The organism is Mycobacterium numidiamassiliense (assembly GCF_900157365.1).
Classification (GTDB): Bacteria; Actinomycetota; Actinomycetes; order Mycobacteriales; family Mycobacteriaceae; genus Mycobacterium; species Mycobacterium numidiamassiliense.
In genome coordinates this window covers 4,229,470-4,245,291 of record NZ_FUEZ01000004.1, presented here as the reverse complement: position 1 = coordinate 4,245,291, position 15,822 = coordinate 4,229,470, and the positions used below count along the sequence as shown (strand labels likewise).

Genomic DNA, 15,822 nt, shown 5'->3' with positions numbered 1-15,822 from the left:
TACCATGGCCCCGTGACTTCGATGGTGGCGCCAGGCGCCGGGCCTGCGGCGCAGCCGGGCCCGGGACCGATGCGTACCTACCAAGTTCGCACCTACGGCTGCCAGATGAACGTGCATGATTCCGAGCGGCTGGCGGGCCTGCTGGAAGCCGCCGGCTACCGGCGCGCAGCCGACGGCGCCGACGCGGATGTGGTGGTCTTCAACACCTGCGCGGTCCGGGAAAACGCCGACAACAAGCTGTACGGCAACATCAGCCACCTGGCCCCGCGCAAGCGCGATAACCCCGACATGCAGATCGCCGTCGGCGGCTGCCTGGCCCAAAAAGACCGAGAAGCGTTGCTGAGCAAGGCCCCCTGGGTCGACGTCGTGTTCGGTACGCACAACATCGGGTCGCTGCCAACCTTGCTCGACCGGGCCCGGCACAACAAAGTCGCCCAGGTCGAAATCGCCGAAGCGCTGCAGCAGTTTCCGTCGTCACTGCCCAGTGCCCGCGAATCCGCTTACGCCGCATGGGTTTCCATCTCCGTCGGATGCAATAACAGCTGTACCTTCTGCATTGTGCCGTCGCTGCGCGGCAAGGAGGTCGACCGCGCTCCGGCCGACATCCTGAGCGAGGTCCAATCCCTGGTGGACGACGGTGTGCTCGAAGTGACCCTGCTAGGCCAGAACGTCAACGCCTACGGTGTGTCCTTCGCCGACCCGGCGCAGCCCCGCGATCGCGGCGCGTTCGCCAAACTGCTGCGGGCCTGTGGACGCATCGACGGGCTCGAGCGCGTCCGGTTCACGTCGCCGCACCCGGCCGAGTTCACGGACGACGTCATCGAGGCGATGGCGCAGACACCCAATGTCTGCCCTGCGCTGCACATGCCGCTGCAATCCGGCTCCGACCGGGTGCTGCGGGCGATGCGGCGGTCGTACCGCGCGGAGCGCTACCTGGGTATCATCGACCGGGTGCGGGCGGCGATGCCGCACGCGGCGATCACCACCGACCTGATCGTCGGATTTCCGGGCGAGACCGAAGAGGACTTCGCGGCCACCCTCGACGTGGTGCGCCGGGCGCGGTTCGCGGCCGCGTTCACCTTCCAGTACTCCAAGCGCCCCGGCACCCCTGCTGCCGAACTCGACGGGCAATTGCCGAAAGCCGTTGTGCAGGAACGCTATCAACGGCTTATCGAGCTGCAGGAAGAGATCTCGCTGGACGGCAACCGTGCGCTGATCGGGCACACTGTCGAGCTGCTGGTCGCCAGCGGTGAGGGGCGCAAGGACGCGCGTACCGCACGCATGACCGGGCGGGCGCGCGACGGCCGGCTGGTGCACTTCGCCGCCGAGGAGCCGGTGCGACCGGGAGACATCGTCACCACCGTCGTGACCGAAGCCGCACCGCACCACCTCATCGCCGACGCCGGCATCCTGACCCACCGCCGCACCGGTGCCGGTGACGCCCACGCCGCCGGGCAGCGCCCGCGCGGCATCGGCCTGGGCATGCCCGGCATCGGGCAGTCCCAGGCCGGGCAGGCCCCCGTCGAACCCCTGGGATGTGCCCTATGACGAAGGAACACACCGGCATCGACGCGCTGCGCGCCGAGATCGAGGCGGCCGAACGGCGCATTGCACGCGAAATCGACCCCGGTCCAAGGGGATTCGTCGTCGCCATCCTGGTGTTCGTGTTGCTCGGGTCGTTCATCTTGCCGCATACCGGCGATGTCCGCGGCTGGGACGTGCTGTTCGGCAGCCACGGCGCCAACGCGGCCGCGCTGGCCCTGCCGTCGCGGGTGTTCACCTGGCTGGCGCTCGTATTCGGCGTCGGGTTCTCGATGCTCGCGTTGGTGACACGGCGCTGGTCGCTGGCCTGGATCGCGCTGGCCGGTTCGTCGATCGCGAGCGCGACCGGGCTGCTGGCTGTGTGGTCGCGCCAGACCGTGGCCGCCGGCCATGCCGGTCCCGGTGTGGGGCTGATCGTGGCGTGGATTGCCGTGATCCTGTTGACCTTTCACTGGGCCCGCGTGGTCTGGTCGCGCACCGTCGTGCAACTCGCGGCCGAGGAGCAGCGCCGCCGAGTCGTCGCGCAGGAGCAGGCCCGTACCTTGTTGGACACCCTGGACGGCCCGGGCGCCGCGACGGGCCCCGACGCCCCGGATGCCGAACCGCCCGCCGGGCAGCCGGACGGCCGCTAGCGCTTCAGCGCGTCAACGGCGGCCTGCGCCCACTGACGCCATTGCTCGGCGTTGGCTTGCGCCTCTGCGGCTTCCTTGGTCCGGCCGGCCGCGGTCGCCTTGCGGGCCTGCTGCTCGTAATGCTCGGCGCGGGTCGCGAATTGTTCGGCCCGGGCCTGCGCCTCGGGGTCGGTCCAATTCGCCTCGCCGGCGTCGCGCACCTTCTTCTCGACAGCGCGCAGCCGCCGCTCCAGGTCGGCCGACCGCTCCCGGGGCACCTTGCCGATCGCGTCCCATCTGTCGGCGATCGCCCGCAGCGCCGCTTTCGCGGCATCGTGATTGCTGGTGTCGATCTTCTCGGCCTCGACCAGCAGCGCCTCTTTGGCGGTGGCGTTGGCCGCAAACTCCGCATCCTTTTCCGCCGTCACGGCATTGCGGGCGGTGAAGAACGAGTCCTGGGCGGCCTTGAAGCGCCGCCACAGGGCATCGTCGACATCCCGGTTGGTTCGTCCCGCCGCCTTCCATTCAGTCAGCAGCGTGCGGAACTCGGCGCTGGTGGCGGCCCAGTCCGTCGAGTCGGACAACTCCTCGGCCCGTTCGCACAGCCGCTCCTTGGACTGGCGCACAGTGGATCGCTCGCGGTCCAACTCGGCGAAGTGCGATCCCCGTCGCCGGTTGAATGCCTCCCGGGCCGCCGAATAGCGCTTCCACAGCGCGTCGTCGACCTTGCGGTCCAGACCGGAGATCGTCTTCCACTCGTCCAGGATTTCGCGCAGCCGGTCGCCCGCGGTCTTCCACTGTGTGGAGTTGGCGGCCAGCTCCTCGGCCTCGGCGGCCAGCGCCTCCTTGCGGGCGGTCTGCGCGGCCCGATGTTCGTCGCGCCGTGAGCGATCCGCGGCGACCGTGGCGCCGGCCTGGTCGATGAGGCTGGTCAATCGAGCCGCAACGGCGTCGATGTCACCCAGCACCGACGCCGTCGGCAGCGTCTCGATCAGCGCGGACGCATTGGCCTTGATCTTGCGGGCGTCGCCGGTTCCCGACGCCAGCCGCTCTTCCATCAGCGTGACCTCGGTGGACAGGTCATCGAAACGCCTACCGAAGTGGGCAAATGCGGCTTCGGTGTCGCCGGCCTGCCAGGAGCCGACGACGCGTTCGCCGGCCGAGCTGATCAGCCACACGGTGCCGTCGTCGTCGACGCGGCCGAACTGGTGGGGGTTGCTGCGCGGGGCCAGCGGCACGGGGTGAGCGCTGGGCCGCGGCCCCGAGTTCAGCGGCCGGGGGCCGGGTCGTGGTCCCGGCCGTGGCCCCGGACTTGGCGTGCCCGTCGGGGCCGAAACCGGTCCCGAGTCGTTGTTTACGGTCTCGTCAGCCATCATGCGCTCGTCACCAACCTTTGGCCCTTTCGCGCGGTCGATATTCCGCGCACCTGCCGCGCGTAGCGGCACCCACACACCCACTGTTTTTGTCGCAAAATTTCCACCAGTATTCAAGCAGCTTGGCGGCCCGGATGCGGCAACCTTGTTGTTGCCGTCCGCACAGCCGGCCCCAAAAGCACGACTTGAGCATTTTCAAGCCCCACCCCGGGACTCGTCAGCCGCCCTCGACATCGGAGACAAACACCCCATGGAAGCAGTGGATATCGCCGCTTTGCTCGCGTTGGCGTCGGCGCTGTGCGTCGCGATCGGCGACGTGATGCAGCAACGCGCGACCCACGGGATCGTCGACCAGTCGTTGCCGCTGCGGCAGCAGTTCGCCAAGCTGTTGCGCAATCGACGCTGGGTGGTGGGCGTACTGATCCTCGTGGTGAGCATCGCCTTGCAGGCGGCCGCGCTGAACCGGGGTTCGGTGTTGCTGGTGCAGGCGCTGCTAGTGCTTTCGCTGTTGTTCGCAATACCTTTCAGCGCGAAGCTGGAGCAGCGATCGGTCACGAGTCGCGAGTGGATCTGGGCCATTGTGTTGACCGCGGCGGTGACCGTGATCGTCACGGTGGGCAACCCGCAGGCCGGTCGTTCGAATGCGTCGTTCGAGACGTGGGCCGCCGTGGTGGCTGTGCTGGGGCCGCTGCTGGTCGGGTGCCTGGTGGCCGCGCGCATCTGGGGCGGTGCGCTGGCCGCGGTGCTGTTCGCCTTCGTGTCCGGCACGCTGTGGGGAGTCTTCGCGGTGCTCACCAAGGGCGCCGTTCATCGACTGGCCGAAGGCGGTTGGGCGGTGTTCCGCTGCCCCGAGCTGTATGCCTGGATTCTGGTCGCGCTGGGCGGGTTCCTGTGGGAGCAGTCGGCGTTCCGGGCGGGCGCGCTGACCGCGTCGATGCCGACATTGGAGGTGTCGCAGCCGGTCGTGGCGGCCTTGCTGGGTGTGGTCGTCCTCGACGAATCGCTCAACACCGGGCGCGCTGGGGCGGTCGCCCTGATCGTGGCGGCCCTGATGGTGACGATCGCCACCGTCCAGCTCGCGCGCGTCGACGCCGTTGCGACCGGCGAAAGGATTGAAGCGGAGCTGGATAGCGAGGCCGAACAGCCGGCCCGGTAATCGGCCCACAACGACACGCCCCGGACGACACGCCGACCGGCGGATAACGGTTCGATTCCACCGACGCTCGGGCCATAGGGCGACGTCTCGCACCCCGGTACGGTGACGGTGACCAATGTTGTAGCTGTTGCTCGTGGGGCTGAGGGGGCGAATCGTCATCGCGAACGTGGATATCGCGGCGCTGCTCGCGCTGATCGCCGCGCTGATATCGGGCGTCGGAGACGTGGTCCGTCAGCGGTCCGCGCAGGAAATCACCGACGAGGAGGTCGGTCATCTCGAATTGCTGAGGATGTCGCTGCGCGACGCCCGCTGGTGGCTGGGCGGGGGGGCCGCCGTGGCCAGCGCCGCGCTGCAGGCCGTGGCGCTGGGACTGGGTTCGGTGGTGCTGGTGCAGGCGCTTCAGGTGACGGCACTGCTGTTCGCGTTGCCGGTGTACGCGTGGCTGACCAAACACCGGCTGACCCCCCGCCAGTGGGGCTGGGCGGTGCTGCTGGCCATCGCGGTGGCGGTCTTCGTCTCGGTGGGCGAGCCGGCCGCCGGGTATCCGCGGGCGCCGCTGCAGGCCTGGGTCGTGGTAGCCGTCGTGGTCGCCCCGGCCATGGTGTTCTGCGTGCTGGGCGCGCGGCTCTGGTCGGGCCCCATCGCCGCGGTGCTGCTGGCGGTGGCGTCGGCCTCGTCGTGGGCGTTGTTCGCGGTTTTCACCAAGGCCATCGTCGACGTGTGCGGCGGCGGCGTGTGGGCGCTGCTGCGGACGCCGGAGCTCTACGGCTGGGCGCTGGTCGCCGTGCTCGGCACGGTGTTTCAGCAGTCGTCGTTCCGGGCCAGCTCGCTGACCGCGTCGTTGCCGACGATGACGGTCGCCGAGCCGCTGGTGGCGTCGCTGCTGGGCGTCACGGTGCTCGGGGAGACGCTGGACGCTGACGGCTTCGAGCTGTTCGTGTTGATCGCCGCGGTCACGGTCGTGGTGGTCGCGACGACAGCGTTGGCTCGCGGCGAAGCCGCCAACATGGCCGCCAGCGAGGATGCCCGGGCGGAAGCCGCCCTCGCGCTACGAGAGGCGACCGGCCCGCTTCCTGTGACACCATTGGAAGTCGGTTCCACGGTCCTGGCAGGTGTCGTCAGCGCTCCATAGCCGGGTCACAGCCGCAACATAGGTTTGTGGGCTAGGTATGGAGGATGTTTGTGCGCGAGTTGGTTTCGTCGCGCACGCCGGGCCGCGGATGACGGCCCTCGGGCCAGACGTTGGGGGAGGGGGTCGCAGTGGCCAAAGCTGACATCGCAGTTGTTCTCGCGCTCCTCGCCGCGCTCGCGTCCGCCCTCGGCAATGTCGTCCGGCAGCGTTCGGCGCAGGAGATCACCGACAAAGAGGTCGGCCACCTCGAGCTGTTCAAGATGTCGGTGCGCGACGCGAAGTGGTGGCTGGGGGCGCTGGGGGCAATCGCCAACTACGTGCTGCAGGCCGGGGCGCTGGTGCTGGGGTCGGTGGTGCTGGTCACCGCGCTGCAGGTGACGGCGCTGCTGTTCGCGCTGCCAATCTACGCGTACATGACCCGGCGCCGGGTGACCCGCTGGGAATGGACGTGGGCGGTGCTGCTGGCCCTTGCGCTGGCAGTGGTCGTCACGGTTGGGGACCCGGACGCCGGCGCGTCGCGCGGCTCGCTGGGCACCTGGATGGTGGTGGCCGCGGTCATGGGTCCGGCGTTGTTGTTCTGTGTGCTGGGCGCGCGGTTCTGGTCCGGGACCGTGGCCGCGGTGCTGCTCGCCGTGGTCGCCGGTTCGTCGTTGGCGCTGTTCGCGGTGCTGACGAAGGCCGTCGTCGAGTTGGTCCGCGGCGGCGTCGGTGCCCTGCTGACGGCGCCCGAGTTCTACGTCTGGATCGCCGCGGCGCTGGCCGGAATGATCTTCCAGCAGTCGTCGTTTCGGGCGGGCTCGCTGACCGCCTCATTGCCGACGTCGGTGGTGGCCAAGCCGCTGGTCGGTTCGATACTCGGGATCGCGGTGCTGGGCGAGACCCTGAACACCGAAGGGCCGATGAAGTTCGTGCTCATTGCCGGGGTGGTGCTGGTGGTCGTCGCGACTGTGGCGCTGGCCCGGGGTGAGGCCGAAACCATCTCGACCACCAACGATCAGCGGGCCCACCCGTTGGAGCAGCAGCCCGCAGACTGCGTGCAGGCGCGAGGCCAGTCGGCCTAGCGCAGAACACCCGTCGGCTAGTTTGGTGCCGTGCTGAGCACCATCGCGATCGTCCCCTCGGCGCCGCTGCTTGTCCCCGAACTCGCCGGAGCCGCGGCCGCCGAGGTCGCCGACCTCGCCGCCGCCGTGGTGGAAGCCGCCGCGCTGTTGCCCGCACGCTGGGTGGCTGTCGGTATCGGTGTCGCCGACGGCGACCTGGGCCCCGAGAGCACCGGCACTTTTGCGGGCTTCGGGGTCGACGTGCGGGTTGGGCTTTCGTCACACGCCGATACCGGGCGCACCGCCGAGCTGGCCGAGCTGCCGCTGTGCGCGCTGGTGGCCGGCTGGGTGCGCGCTCAGGTGCGGCCAGAGGCCAGCGCGCGGGTCCGTGTCTACGCCGACGACCACGCCGCCGAGGTGGCGCTGGCCCACGGCAGGCAGCTGCGCGCCGAGATCGACCGGCTGCCCGACCCGATCGGGGTGCTGGTCGTCGCCGACGGCGCCAATACCCTCACACCGTCGGCACCGGGCGGCTACGACCCGGGCAATGCCGACGCCCAACTGGCCCTCGACGATGCGCTGGCCAAAGGCGATGCGGCAGCGTTGGCCGGGTTGCCCGAGCCGATCCTGGGGCGGGTCGCCTTCCAGGTGCTGGCCGGCCTGACCGAACCGGGCCCTCGATCGGCCAAGGAGCTGTACCGCGGCGCGCCCTACGGGGTGGGGTACTTCGCCGGCGCCTGGCAGCCATGAGGCCGCTGGCGATCATCGGGCCCACCGGCACCGGCAAGTCGCAGCTGGCGCTCGACGTCGTCGAACGGCTCAGCGGCGAAGGGGTCGGCGCCGAGATCGTCAACGCCGACGCGATGCAGCTGTATCGCGGCATGGACATCGGCACCGCCAAGCTGCCCATCGACGAGCGTCGCGGCATCCCGCATCACCAGCTCGACGTCCTGACCATCACCGAGACCGCGTCCGTCGCCCGCTATCAGCAGGCCGCCGCCGCGGACATCGAGGCGATCGCCGCCCGCGGCGCGGTGCCGGTCGTGGTCGGCGGTTCGATGCTATACGTCCAATCGCTGCTCGACGACTGGTCTTTTCCCGCAACCGATCCCGAGGTTCGCGCGCGCTGGGAGGAGCGGCTCGCCGAGGTCGGGGTGGGCAACCTGCACGCCGAGCTGGCCCGCCGCGACCCGGCCGCGGCGGCGGCGATCCTGCCTACCGACGGACGCCGCACAGTGCGCGCACTCGAGGTAGTCGAGCTCACCGGACAGCCCTTCGCCGCCTCCGCGCCACGCGTCGGCACCCCGCGGTGGGGCACCGCTATCGTCGGATTAGATTGTGACACAACAATTCTCGACGAGAGATTGGCCAAGCGCACGGACGCCATGTTCGACCAGGGCCTGGTCGACGAGGTGCAGGGGCTACTGCGCGAGGGCCTGCGCGACGGGGTCACCGCGTCGCGCGCGCTGGGCTACGCCCAGGTGCTCGCAGCCCTGGACGCCGGCGGGCACGCCGATCGGCTGCGTGAAGCGCGGGAGCTGACGTACATGGGCACCCGGCGTTATGTGCGACGGCAGCGCTCCTGGTTTCGTCGCGACCACCGGGTGCAATGGCTCGGCGTCGGCGATGCCGGCCTGGTCGACGACACCTTGCTGGCGTGGCGGCACGTACTCTGAACTGGTGATCTTCGCCAAGGGCCACGGCACCCAGAACGACTTCGTGCTGCTGCCCGACATCGACGCCGACCTGCGGCTGACCGCCGGCCGGGTGGCCGCGCTGTGCGACCGGCGCCGCGGAGTGGGCGCCGACGGGGTGCTGCGTGTCACCACCGCGGGCGCCGCGAAGACGGCCGGGGTGCTGGACCGCCTGCCCGACGGAGTCAGCGCCGGCGACTGGTACATGGACTACCGCAACGCCGACGGGTCGACCGCGCAGATGTGCGGCAACGGCGTGCGGGTGTTCGCGCACTACCTGCGGGCCAGCGGCATGGAGACCCGCGACGAGTTCGTCGTCGGGTCGCTGGCCGGCCCGCGGCTGGTCGCCCTGCACCACGTCGATGCGACCAACGCGGACGTCACGGTCGACATGGGCAAGGCCAACCGGCTGGGCGCGGGGGAGGCCGTGATCGGTGGACGGCGGTTCACCGGGCTGGCGGTCGACGTGGGCAACCCACACCTGGCGTGCGTTGACGCGCAGCTGAGCGTCGATGAGCTCGCGGCCCTGGACGTCGCGGCGCCGGTGCACTTCGACCGCGCGCAATTCCCGGACGGGGCCAATGTGGAAGTGCTCACCGCGCCGGTCGCCGGGTTGGTCCACATGCGGGTGCACGAGCGTGGAGTCGGCGAAACCCGCTCCTGCGGTACTGGAACCGTCGCGGCCGCGGTGGCGGCGCTGGCCGAAACCGGGGCCGACACCGGAACCCTGATCGTGCGGGTGCCCGGCGGCGACGTCACCGTCACCGTCACCGACGCCACCAGCTACTTGCGGGGGCCGTCGGTGTTGGTGGCCCGCGGTGAGATCGCCGAGGCGTGGTGGAGCGCGCTGTAATTCAGATGCATCGCCGCCCGCGGCATGCCACCATCGAAAGTGGTTATGACTTTTCCTGATTCGCCCGACCCGGGCCCTATCGACCCGACGCCCAGCGTCGGTGAACTCGCTCTCGAAGACCGCGAGGCCCTGCGCCGCGTCGCCGGGCTGTCGACCGAACTCACCGACGTCTCCGAGGTCGAATACCGCCAGCTGCGGCTGGAACGCGTCGTGCTAGTCGGCGTCTGGACCGAGGGCAGCGCAGCCGACAACCAAGCGAGCATGGCCGAGCTGGCCGCGCTGGCCGAGACCGCAGGCTCGGAGGTCCTCGAGGGGCTGATCCAGCGCCGCGACCGGCCCGACCCGTCGACCTATATCGGCTCGGGCAAGGCTGCCGAACTGCGCGACGTGGTCCGGGCGACCGGCGCCGACACCGTGATTTTCGACGGCGAACTGTCGCCCGCCCAGCTGAACGCTTTGGAGAAAGTCGTCAAGGTCAAGGTCATCGACCGCACCGCGCTGATCTTGGACATCTTCGCTCAGCATGCCACCAGCCGGGAAGGCAAGGCGCAGGTGTCGCTGGCGCAGATGGAGTACATGCTGCCGCGGCTGCGCGGCTGGGGTGAGTCGATGTCCCGGCAGGGCGGCGGCGCGGGCGGCAGCGGCGGCGGTGTGGGCACCCGCGGACCCGGTGAGACCAAGATCGAGACCGACCGGCGCCGCATCCGTGAGCGGATGTCCAAGCTGCGCCGCGAGATCAAGGACATGAAGCAGGTCCGCGACACCCAGCGCAGCCGACGGTTGGAAAGCGACCTGCCGTCGATCGCCATCGTCGGCTACACCAACGCCGGCAAGTCCAGCCTGCTCAACGCGCTGACCGGAGCAGGGGTGCTGGTGCAGGACGCGTTGTTCGCCACCCTGGAACCGACTACCCGTCGCGCGGCGTTCGAGGACGGACGCCCGTACGTGCTCACCGATACCGTCGGCTTCGTGCGCCACCTGCCCACCCAGCTCGTCGAGGCATTCCGTTCCACGCTGGAGGAAGTCGTCGATGCGGAGCTGCTGGTGCACGTCGTCGACGGATCCGACGTCAACCCGCTGGCCCAGATCAACGCCGTGCGGCAGGTGGTCTCGGAGGTCTTTGCCGACTACAAGGCCGACCGCGACGCCGAGCCGCCGCCCGAGCTGCTGGTGGTCAACAAGGTTGACGCGGCGGGGGATCTGGCACTGGCCAAGCTGCGTCACGCGCTTCCCGGGGCGGTCTTCGTCTCGGCGCACACCGGCGAAGGCATCGACCGATTGCGCCGCCGCATGGCCGAACTCGCCGTCCCCACCGACACGGCCGTCGACGTGCTGATCCCGTACGACCGCGGCGATCTGGTGGCCCGGGTGCATGCGGACGGGCGCGTCCAGCAGGAGGAGCACAACCCGGAGGGCACCCGGCTGCGGGCGCGGGTCTCGGTGGCGCTGGCTGCCAGCCTGCGGGACTTTTCCACCGCCAACGGGCAGACCACCTAGACGTCGCGACGCGACCCCGGCTGACCCGCCCGGCTGCCGACCAACCGTCTGGTTGGTATATGTTTGGGCGGCAGAATCCATTCGCCGGAGGTCATCCATGAGCAGTGCCGTCAAGTACCAGCGCACCCTGTTTGAGCCTGAGCACGAGTTGTTCCGCGAGTCCTACCGCGCCTTCCTGGAGCGCCACGTCGCGCCCCACCACGACGAATGGGACAAGGCGAAAATCGTCGACCGTGGCGTCTGGCTCGAGGCAGGCAAGCAGGGCTTCCTGGGCATGGCAGTGCCCGAGGAGTACGGCGGCGGCGGCAATCCCGACTTCCGGTACAACACCATCGTCAGCGAGGAAACCGCCGCCGGACGCTACAACGGCATCGGATTCGGCTTGCACAACGACATCGTGGCGCCCTACCTGCTGTCGCTGACGACCGAGGAGCAGAAGCAGCGCTGGCTGCCCAAGTTCTGCACCGGAGAGCTGATCACCGCGATTGCGATGACCGAGCCGGGAACGGGCAGCGATCTGCAGGGCATCAAGACGCGGGCGATCAAGCAGGGTGATCACTACGTGCTGAACGGGGCAAAGACGTTCATCACCAACGGGATCAACTCGGATCTGGTGATCGTGGTCGCCCAGACCGATCCGGACAAAGGCGCTCAAGGGTTTTCGCTGCTCGTCGTCGAACGCGGCATGGCCGGATTCGAGCGCGGACGCCATCTCGACAAGATCGGGCTGGACGCCCAGGACACCGCCGAACTGTCCTTCACTGACGTGCACGTGCCGGCCGAAAACCTGCTCGGCGAGGAGGGGCAGGGGTTCATCTACCTGATGCGGAACCTGCCACAGGAGCGGATCAACATCGCCATCATGGCGGCCGCATCGATGGAGAGCGTGCTGGAGCAGACGCTGCAGTACACCAAGGAGCGCAAGGCCTTTGGCAAGCCGATCGGCAGCTTCCAGAACAGCCGATTCGTCCTGGCCGAGCTGGCCACCGAGGCCACCCTGGTGCGCATCATGGTCGACAACTTCATCGCGCTTCACCTGGAGGGCAAACTCACCGCCGAGCAGGCCGCGATGGCCAAGTGGTACTCCACCGAAAAGCAGGTGCACTTGATCGACCGCTGCCTGCAGTTGCACGGCGGTTACGGCTACATGCGCGAATACCCGGTTGCCCGTGCCTATCTCGATGCGCGGGTGCAGACGATCTACGGCGGCACGACCGAAATCATGAAAGAGATCATCGGTCGCAGCCTTGGGGTCTAGCCAATTTTGCTGTCGCGCAACGACCGAGGGGTCGCTACGCCGCTGACGGCAACGGCGTAGCACCGGCCATCGACACACGGCCTGGTTGCCGCGGTCCGCGGCAAAGTGTCAATCCCCGTGATTGGCTGCTTGTTCGGGTAGATTGCCGATCAAATGATGGCCTCGCGTACCGTCGGCGCATGCGTTTTACGCATGTCGACTGCGCAATCTCAACGTGGTCTTGCATCATTTCGACATCGGACCGGTATCCATTTTCGTAAAATTTTCTGTTCCACTTCGTATTCTTCGTTCGCTGGAGCAAAGTTATGCGAGCCCGCGATAACAACACGGAATCGAGCCAGGTTGGTAACCCAGGGTGGGGGTATCAACTTTTCGCGGGGTCCGCGGGGCATGAATATGGCCACAGATTGGGGCATCTCCGTCGGCTGGGAGGCTGGGTGAACGGGCAGGTAGGTCGACTGCGCACGCTCGTTGGGCGAGCGCTGGTCAGCTTGGCGACCACAGCTGTGGCCGTCGTATTGCTGGCGCCTGTCGCCTCGGCATCCCCGATCGGCGACGCCGAGGCGGCCATGATGGCCGAATGGACCAAAGCCGGTGGTGACACCTCCCCGCTCGGCCCCAGGAAGGGTGACGTCTACCCCGCCGGCGACGGTTTCGAGCTGGATTTCGACGGCGGCAAGATGTTCTTCACTCCGGCTACCGGAGCCAGATTCATTTTCGGGCCGATTCTCGACAAGTACGAGATGCTGGGCGGTCCGGCCGGCAGCGACCTCGGGTTCCCGACCATTAATGAAGTCCCGGGATTGGCGGGGCCCGACAGCCGTGTAGCCACTTTCTCGGCCAGCGATAAACCGGTGATTTTCTGGACGCCCGACCACGGCGCGTACGTGGTGCGTGGCGCGCTGAACGCGGCCTGGGACCGGCTCGGCAGCTCGGGCGGCGTGCTCGGCGCCCCGGTCGGGGATGAGACCTACGACGGCGAGGTGTCCTCGCAGAAGTTCAGCGGCGGCCAGATTTCCTGGAACAGAAAAACCAAAGATTTCACCACCGATCCGCCCGCCTTGGCCGATCAGCTGAAGGGCCTGCAGGTGGCGATCGATCCGGCCGCCGCCATCAACATGGCCTGGCGGGCAGCGGGCGGCGGCAACGGTCCGCTGGGCGCCAAGCAAGGCGGTCAATATCCCATCGGCGGCGACGGGATTGCCCAGAACTTCGCCGGCGGCAAGGTGTTTTTCAGCCCGGCGACCGGCGCGAACGCCATCGAGAACGACATCCTGGCCAAGTACGAGGCCCTCGGCGGGCCGGTAAGCAGCGACTTGGGCTTCCCGACCACCACCGAGTCCGACGGCGGTATCGGCCCGGGCAGCCGGGTGTGCGCGTTCTCCGGGGCCGACAAGCCGGTGATCTTCTGGACTTCTGACCACGGCGCGTTCGTCGTGCGCGGCGCAATGAAGGCCGCGTGGGACAAGCTCCGCGGTGCCAGCGGCAAGCTCGGCGCGCCGGTCAGTGATCAGACGGTCGACGACGACGTGGTCTCGCAGAAGTTCACCGGCGGCAAGATCTCGTGGAACAGGGCGAAGAACACCTTCAGCACCGACCCGGCCAACTTGGCGCCGCTATTGTCCGGCCTGCAGGTCGCGGGCCAGAACCAGCCGAGCGGTTCGGCGATGCCGTCGCACCCCGCGGGCTTCGTTTTCCACTGGTGGTATCTGCTGGCGATCATCCCGCTGCTGATCCTGATCGCCCTGTCGGTGTTCCTGGCGTTGCGGTGGAGCCGGCGCCGTGCGCGCCGGGGCGCCGTCCCCTTCGAGCTCGAGCACGACGTGGACGACGGCGGCTACGACGACGGCGGCGAACCCCGGTGGGGCCCGGACTACACCGAAGCCGCTACCGAGCACTACCGATTTGACTCGTCGGAGCATCCGCCGGAGGATGCGCCGTCCGCGCCGCACATGGGCTGGCCGTCGACACCCGAATCCGCCGACCTTGCCGAAGGTGGTTGGGCCGGAGCCGAATACGGTGGCATCGAGCCCCCCGAGGACGACGATCCCGACGCGGTCGACACCGATTCCTTCCCGGTCGTCACGCCCGAAGCGCTGGCCGAAGCCGGGTATCCCGATGCCGGCCAACAGGACGTCTACCCGGACGACTCCTACCCGGAAGCCGGCTATCCCGAGGATATTTCCGACGCCGGATACCCCGAGGCCGCTTATCCGGGCGCGGAGGCCGCGGGCCCACACGACGATTACGAGGATGTCGAGGCCGCCGATGCCGGCTATCCGGAGTCGGCCTATCCCGACGCCGCCGAGGAGGATGCTGCCTTCCCGGATGTAGCCGTACCGCACACGCCGCCGGACGTCGCGGGTCCGGGTGCCATCGCCGCGGCCGCAGCCAACCCGAGACTCGGGCGCCACGCAGCCCGGCACGCGGCTGCCGATGGCGACGACGATTCCGAAGTCGCCGAGGCGGCACCATTCGGGGCGTTCGCCCCCGCTGGTCGCCCGACAATTCACCTGCCGCTGGACGACCCGTACCAGATGCCCGACGGATATCCCATCAAGGCCAGCCCACGCTTCGGGCTCTACTACACCCCCGACAGCGACCTCTACCACGACACGCTTGCCGAAATCTGGCTGTCCAGCGAGGAAGCCGCGCTGGCAAACGGCTTTGTGAAGGCCGACTAAGCCGTTACACCTTGCGAATCACGGTGACGACCTTGCCGAGCACGGTCGCCTCGTTCCCGGGAATGGGATCGAACGCGGGATTGTGCGGCATCAGCCACACCTGACCACCCGCGCGTTTGAAGGTCTTGACGGTGGCCTCGCCGTCGAGCATGGCCGCGACGATATCGCCGTTGTCGGCGACATTCTGCTGGCGCACCACCACCCAGTCGCCGTCGCAGATCGCGGCTTCGATCATCGACTCGCCGACCACCTTGAGCAGAAACAACTCGCCCTCGCCGACCAATTCGCGCGGCAGCGGGAAGACTTCCTCGACGGCCTCCTCGGCCAGGATCGGTCCACCGGCCGCGATGCGCCCGAGCACCGGGACGAAGGCGGGCTCCGGCAGGGCGTCTGAGCCAGCGACGTCGGTCGCCGGTGCCGCCGGCGCCGCATGGTCGTCGGCCCCGCGGACATCGACGGCGCGGGGGCGGTTCGGGTCGCGGCGCAGATACCCCTTGCGCTCGAGAGTGCGCAGCTGGTGAGCCACCGACGAGGTGGACGTCAGGCCTACGGCGTCGCCGATCTCCCTGATGCTGGGTGGGTAACCACGCGTGGTCACCGACTCACGAATGACGTTGAGGATGGTGCGTTGCCGCTCGGTAAGCGATGAATCCACGGAATGCAGCCGGCTGTGCGCGCCGGCGCCTGAGGTGTCTTTGCTGTCGCTCATGGCACTGAATGTAGCCGCCCCGGACGCGAGAATCAAACATGTGTTCGACTAGCGTGTCGCGAAGTGTGGAATGGGGCCGAAAGACCCTGTAGCAGTTGAATCACACGTGTGTAACTTTTCAGGAGATCGGGTATTCGCGCTGCATGACAGTCCTGGTGACCCATCCAGTTCTGTCGGTGGCATGGCCTACCGTTCGACGTGTGCGACACGCTTCGCTCAAATGTTCGGTATCGAACACACGAGCGATTACTGTCGAACACACGAGCGATTGAT

At 68.4% G+C, this 15,822-nt stretch carries 13 protein-coding genes; 11 read left to right on the top strand and 2 right to left on the bottom strand.

The window, feature by feature from the left end:
• Positions 1-21 precede the first annotated feature (21 nt).
• Positions 22-1,548, top strand: a complete 1,527-nt coding sequence (gene miaB, locus MNAB215_RS28265; protein ID WP_077081697.1) for a tRNA (N6-isopentenyl adenosine(37)-C2)-methylthiotransferase MiaB — start codon at positions 22-24, stop codon at positions 1,546-1,548.
• Complete coding sequence (locus MNAB215_RS28260) at positions 1,545-2,174, top strand: Rv2732c family membrane protein (protein WP_108637726.1); 630 nt, start codon at positions 1,545-1,547, stop codon at positions 2,172-2,174. The genes miaB and MNAB215_RS28260 overlap by 4 nt, the downstream gene beginning before the upstream one ends.
• Here MNAB215_RS28260 and MNAB215_RS28255 read toward each other — a convergent pair.
• The gene (locus MNAB215_RS28255; RefSeq protein WP_077081695.1) at positions 2,171-3,529 is read right to left on the bottom strand and encodes a DUF349 domain-containing protein; all 1,359 of its coding nucleotides are present in this window, start codon (positions 3,527-3,529) and stop codon (positions 2,171-2,173) included. The two genes, MNAB215_RS28260 and MNAB215_RS28255, sit on opposite strands and share 4 nt — an antisense overlap.
• A 247-nt stretch (positions 3,530-3,776) precedes the next feature.
• Here MNAB215_RS28255 and MNAB215_RS28250 point away from each other — a divergent pair, with 247 nt between their 5' ends.
• The 9 genes from MNAB215_RS28250 to MNAB215_RS28205 all read left to right on the top strand — a co-directional run bounded on the left by MNAB215_RS28250 (position 3,777) and on the right by MNAB215_RS28205 (position 14,840).
• A complete protein-coding gene (locus tag MNAB215_RS28250) occupies positions 3,777-4,682 on the top strand; it encodes a DMT family transporter (protein ID WP_077081694.1) in 906 nt (301 codons plus the stop codon).
• 157 nt (positions 4,683-4,839) lie between these two features.
• Positions 4,840-5,814, top strand: a complete 975-nt coding sequence (locus tag MNAB215_RS28245) for a DMT family transporter (protein ID WP_083746377.1) — start codon at positions 4,840-4,842, stop codon at positions 5,812-5,814.
• Positions 5,815-5,942: 128 nt separating this feature from the next.
• Positions 5,943-6,875: a DMT family transporter gene (locus MNAB215_RS28240; RefSeq protein WP_174604645.1), complete on the top strand. Its 933-nt coding sequence runs from the start codon at positions 5,943-5,945 to the stop codon at positions 6,873-6,875.
• A gap of 30 nt (positions 6,876-6,905) precedes the next feature.
• A complete protein-coding gene (locus MNAB215_RS28235; RefSeq protein ID WP_077081693.1) occupies positions 6,906-7,604 on the top strand; it encodes a class III extradiol ring-cleavage dioxygenase family protein in 699 nt (232 codons plus the stop codon).
• Positions 7,601-8,530: a tRNA (adenosine(37)-N6)-dimethylallyltransferase MiaA gene (gene miaA / locus MNAB215_RS28230; protein WP_077081692.1), complete on the top strand. Its 930-nt coding sequence runs from the start codon at positions 7,601-7,603 to the stop codon at positions 8,528-8,530. The genes MNAB215_RS28235 and miaA overlap by 4 nt, the downstream gene beginning before the upstream one ends.
• 4 nt (positions 8,531-8,534) lie before the next feature.
• On the top strand, positions 8,535-9,401 hold the full coding sequence (gene dapF, locus MNAB215_RS28225) for a diaminopimelate epimerase (protein ID WP_077082415.1): 867 nt from the start codon (positions 8,535-8,537) through the stop codon (positions 9,399-9,401).
• A 45-nt stretch (positions 9,402-9,446) separates the two neighbouring features.
• Positions 9,447-10,898, top strand: a complete 1,452-nt coding sequence (gene hflX, locus MNAB215_RS28220; protein WP_077081691.1) for a GTPase HflX — start codon at positions 9,447-9,449, stop codon at positions 10,896-10,898.
• Between the two features lie 97 nt (positions 10,899-10,995).
• The gene (locus MNAB215_RS28215) at positions 10,996-12,156 is read left to right on the top strand and encodes an acyl-CoA dehydrogenase family protein (RefSeq protein WP_077081690.1); all 1,161 of its coding nucleotides are present in this window, start codon (positions 10,996-10,998) and stop codon (positions 12,154-12,156) included.
• Between the two features lie 437 nt (positions 12,157-12,593).
• Positions 12,594-14,840, top strand: coding sequence for an LGFP repeat-containing protein (locus MNAB215_RS28205; RefSeq protein WP_425436526.1), 2,247 nt, complete (start codon positions 12,594-12,596; stop codon positions 14,838-14,840).
• 4 nt (positions 14,841-14,844) lie between these two features.
• Here MNAB215_RS28205 and lexA read toward each other — a convergent pair whose 3' ends face one another.
• On the bottom strand, positions 14,845-15,549 hold the full coding sequence (gene lexA / locus MNAB215_RS28200) for a transcriptional repressor LexA (RefSeq protein WP_077081688.1): 705 nt from the start codon (positions 15,547-15,549) through the stop codon (positions 14,845-14,847).
• Between the last annotated feature and the right edge of the window lie 273 nt (positions 15,550-15,822).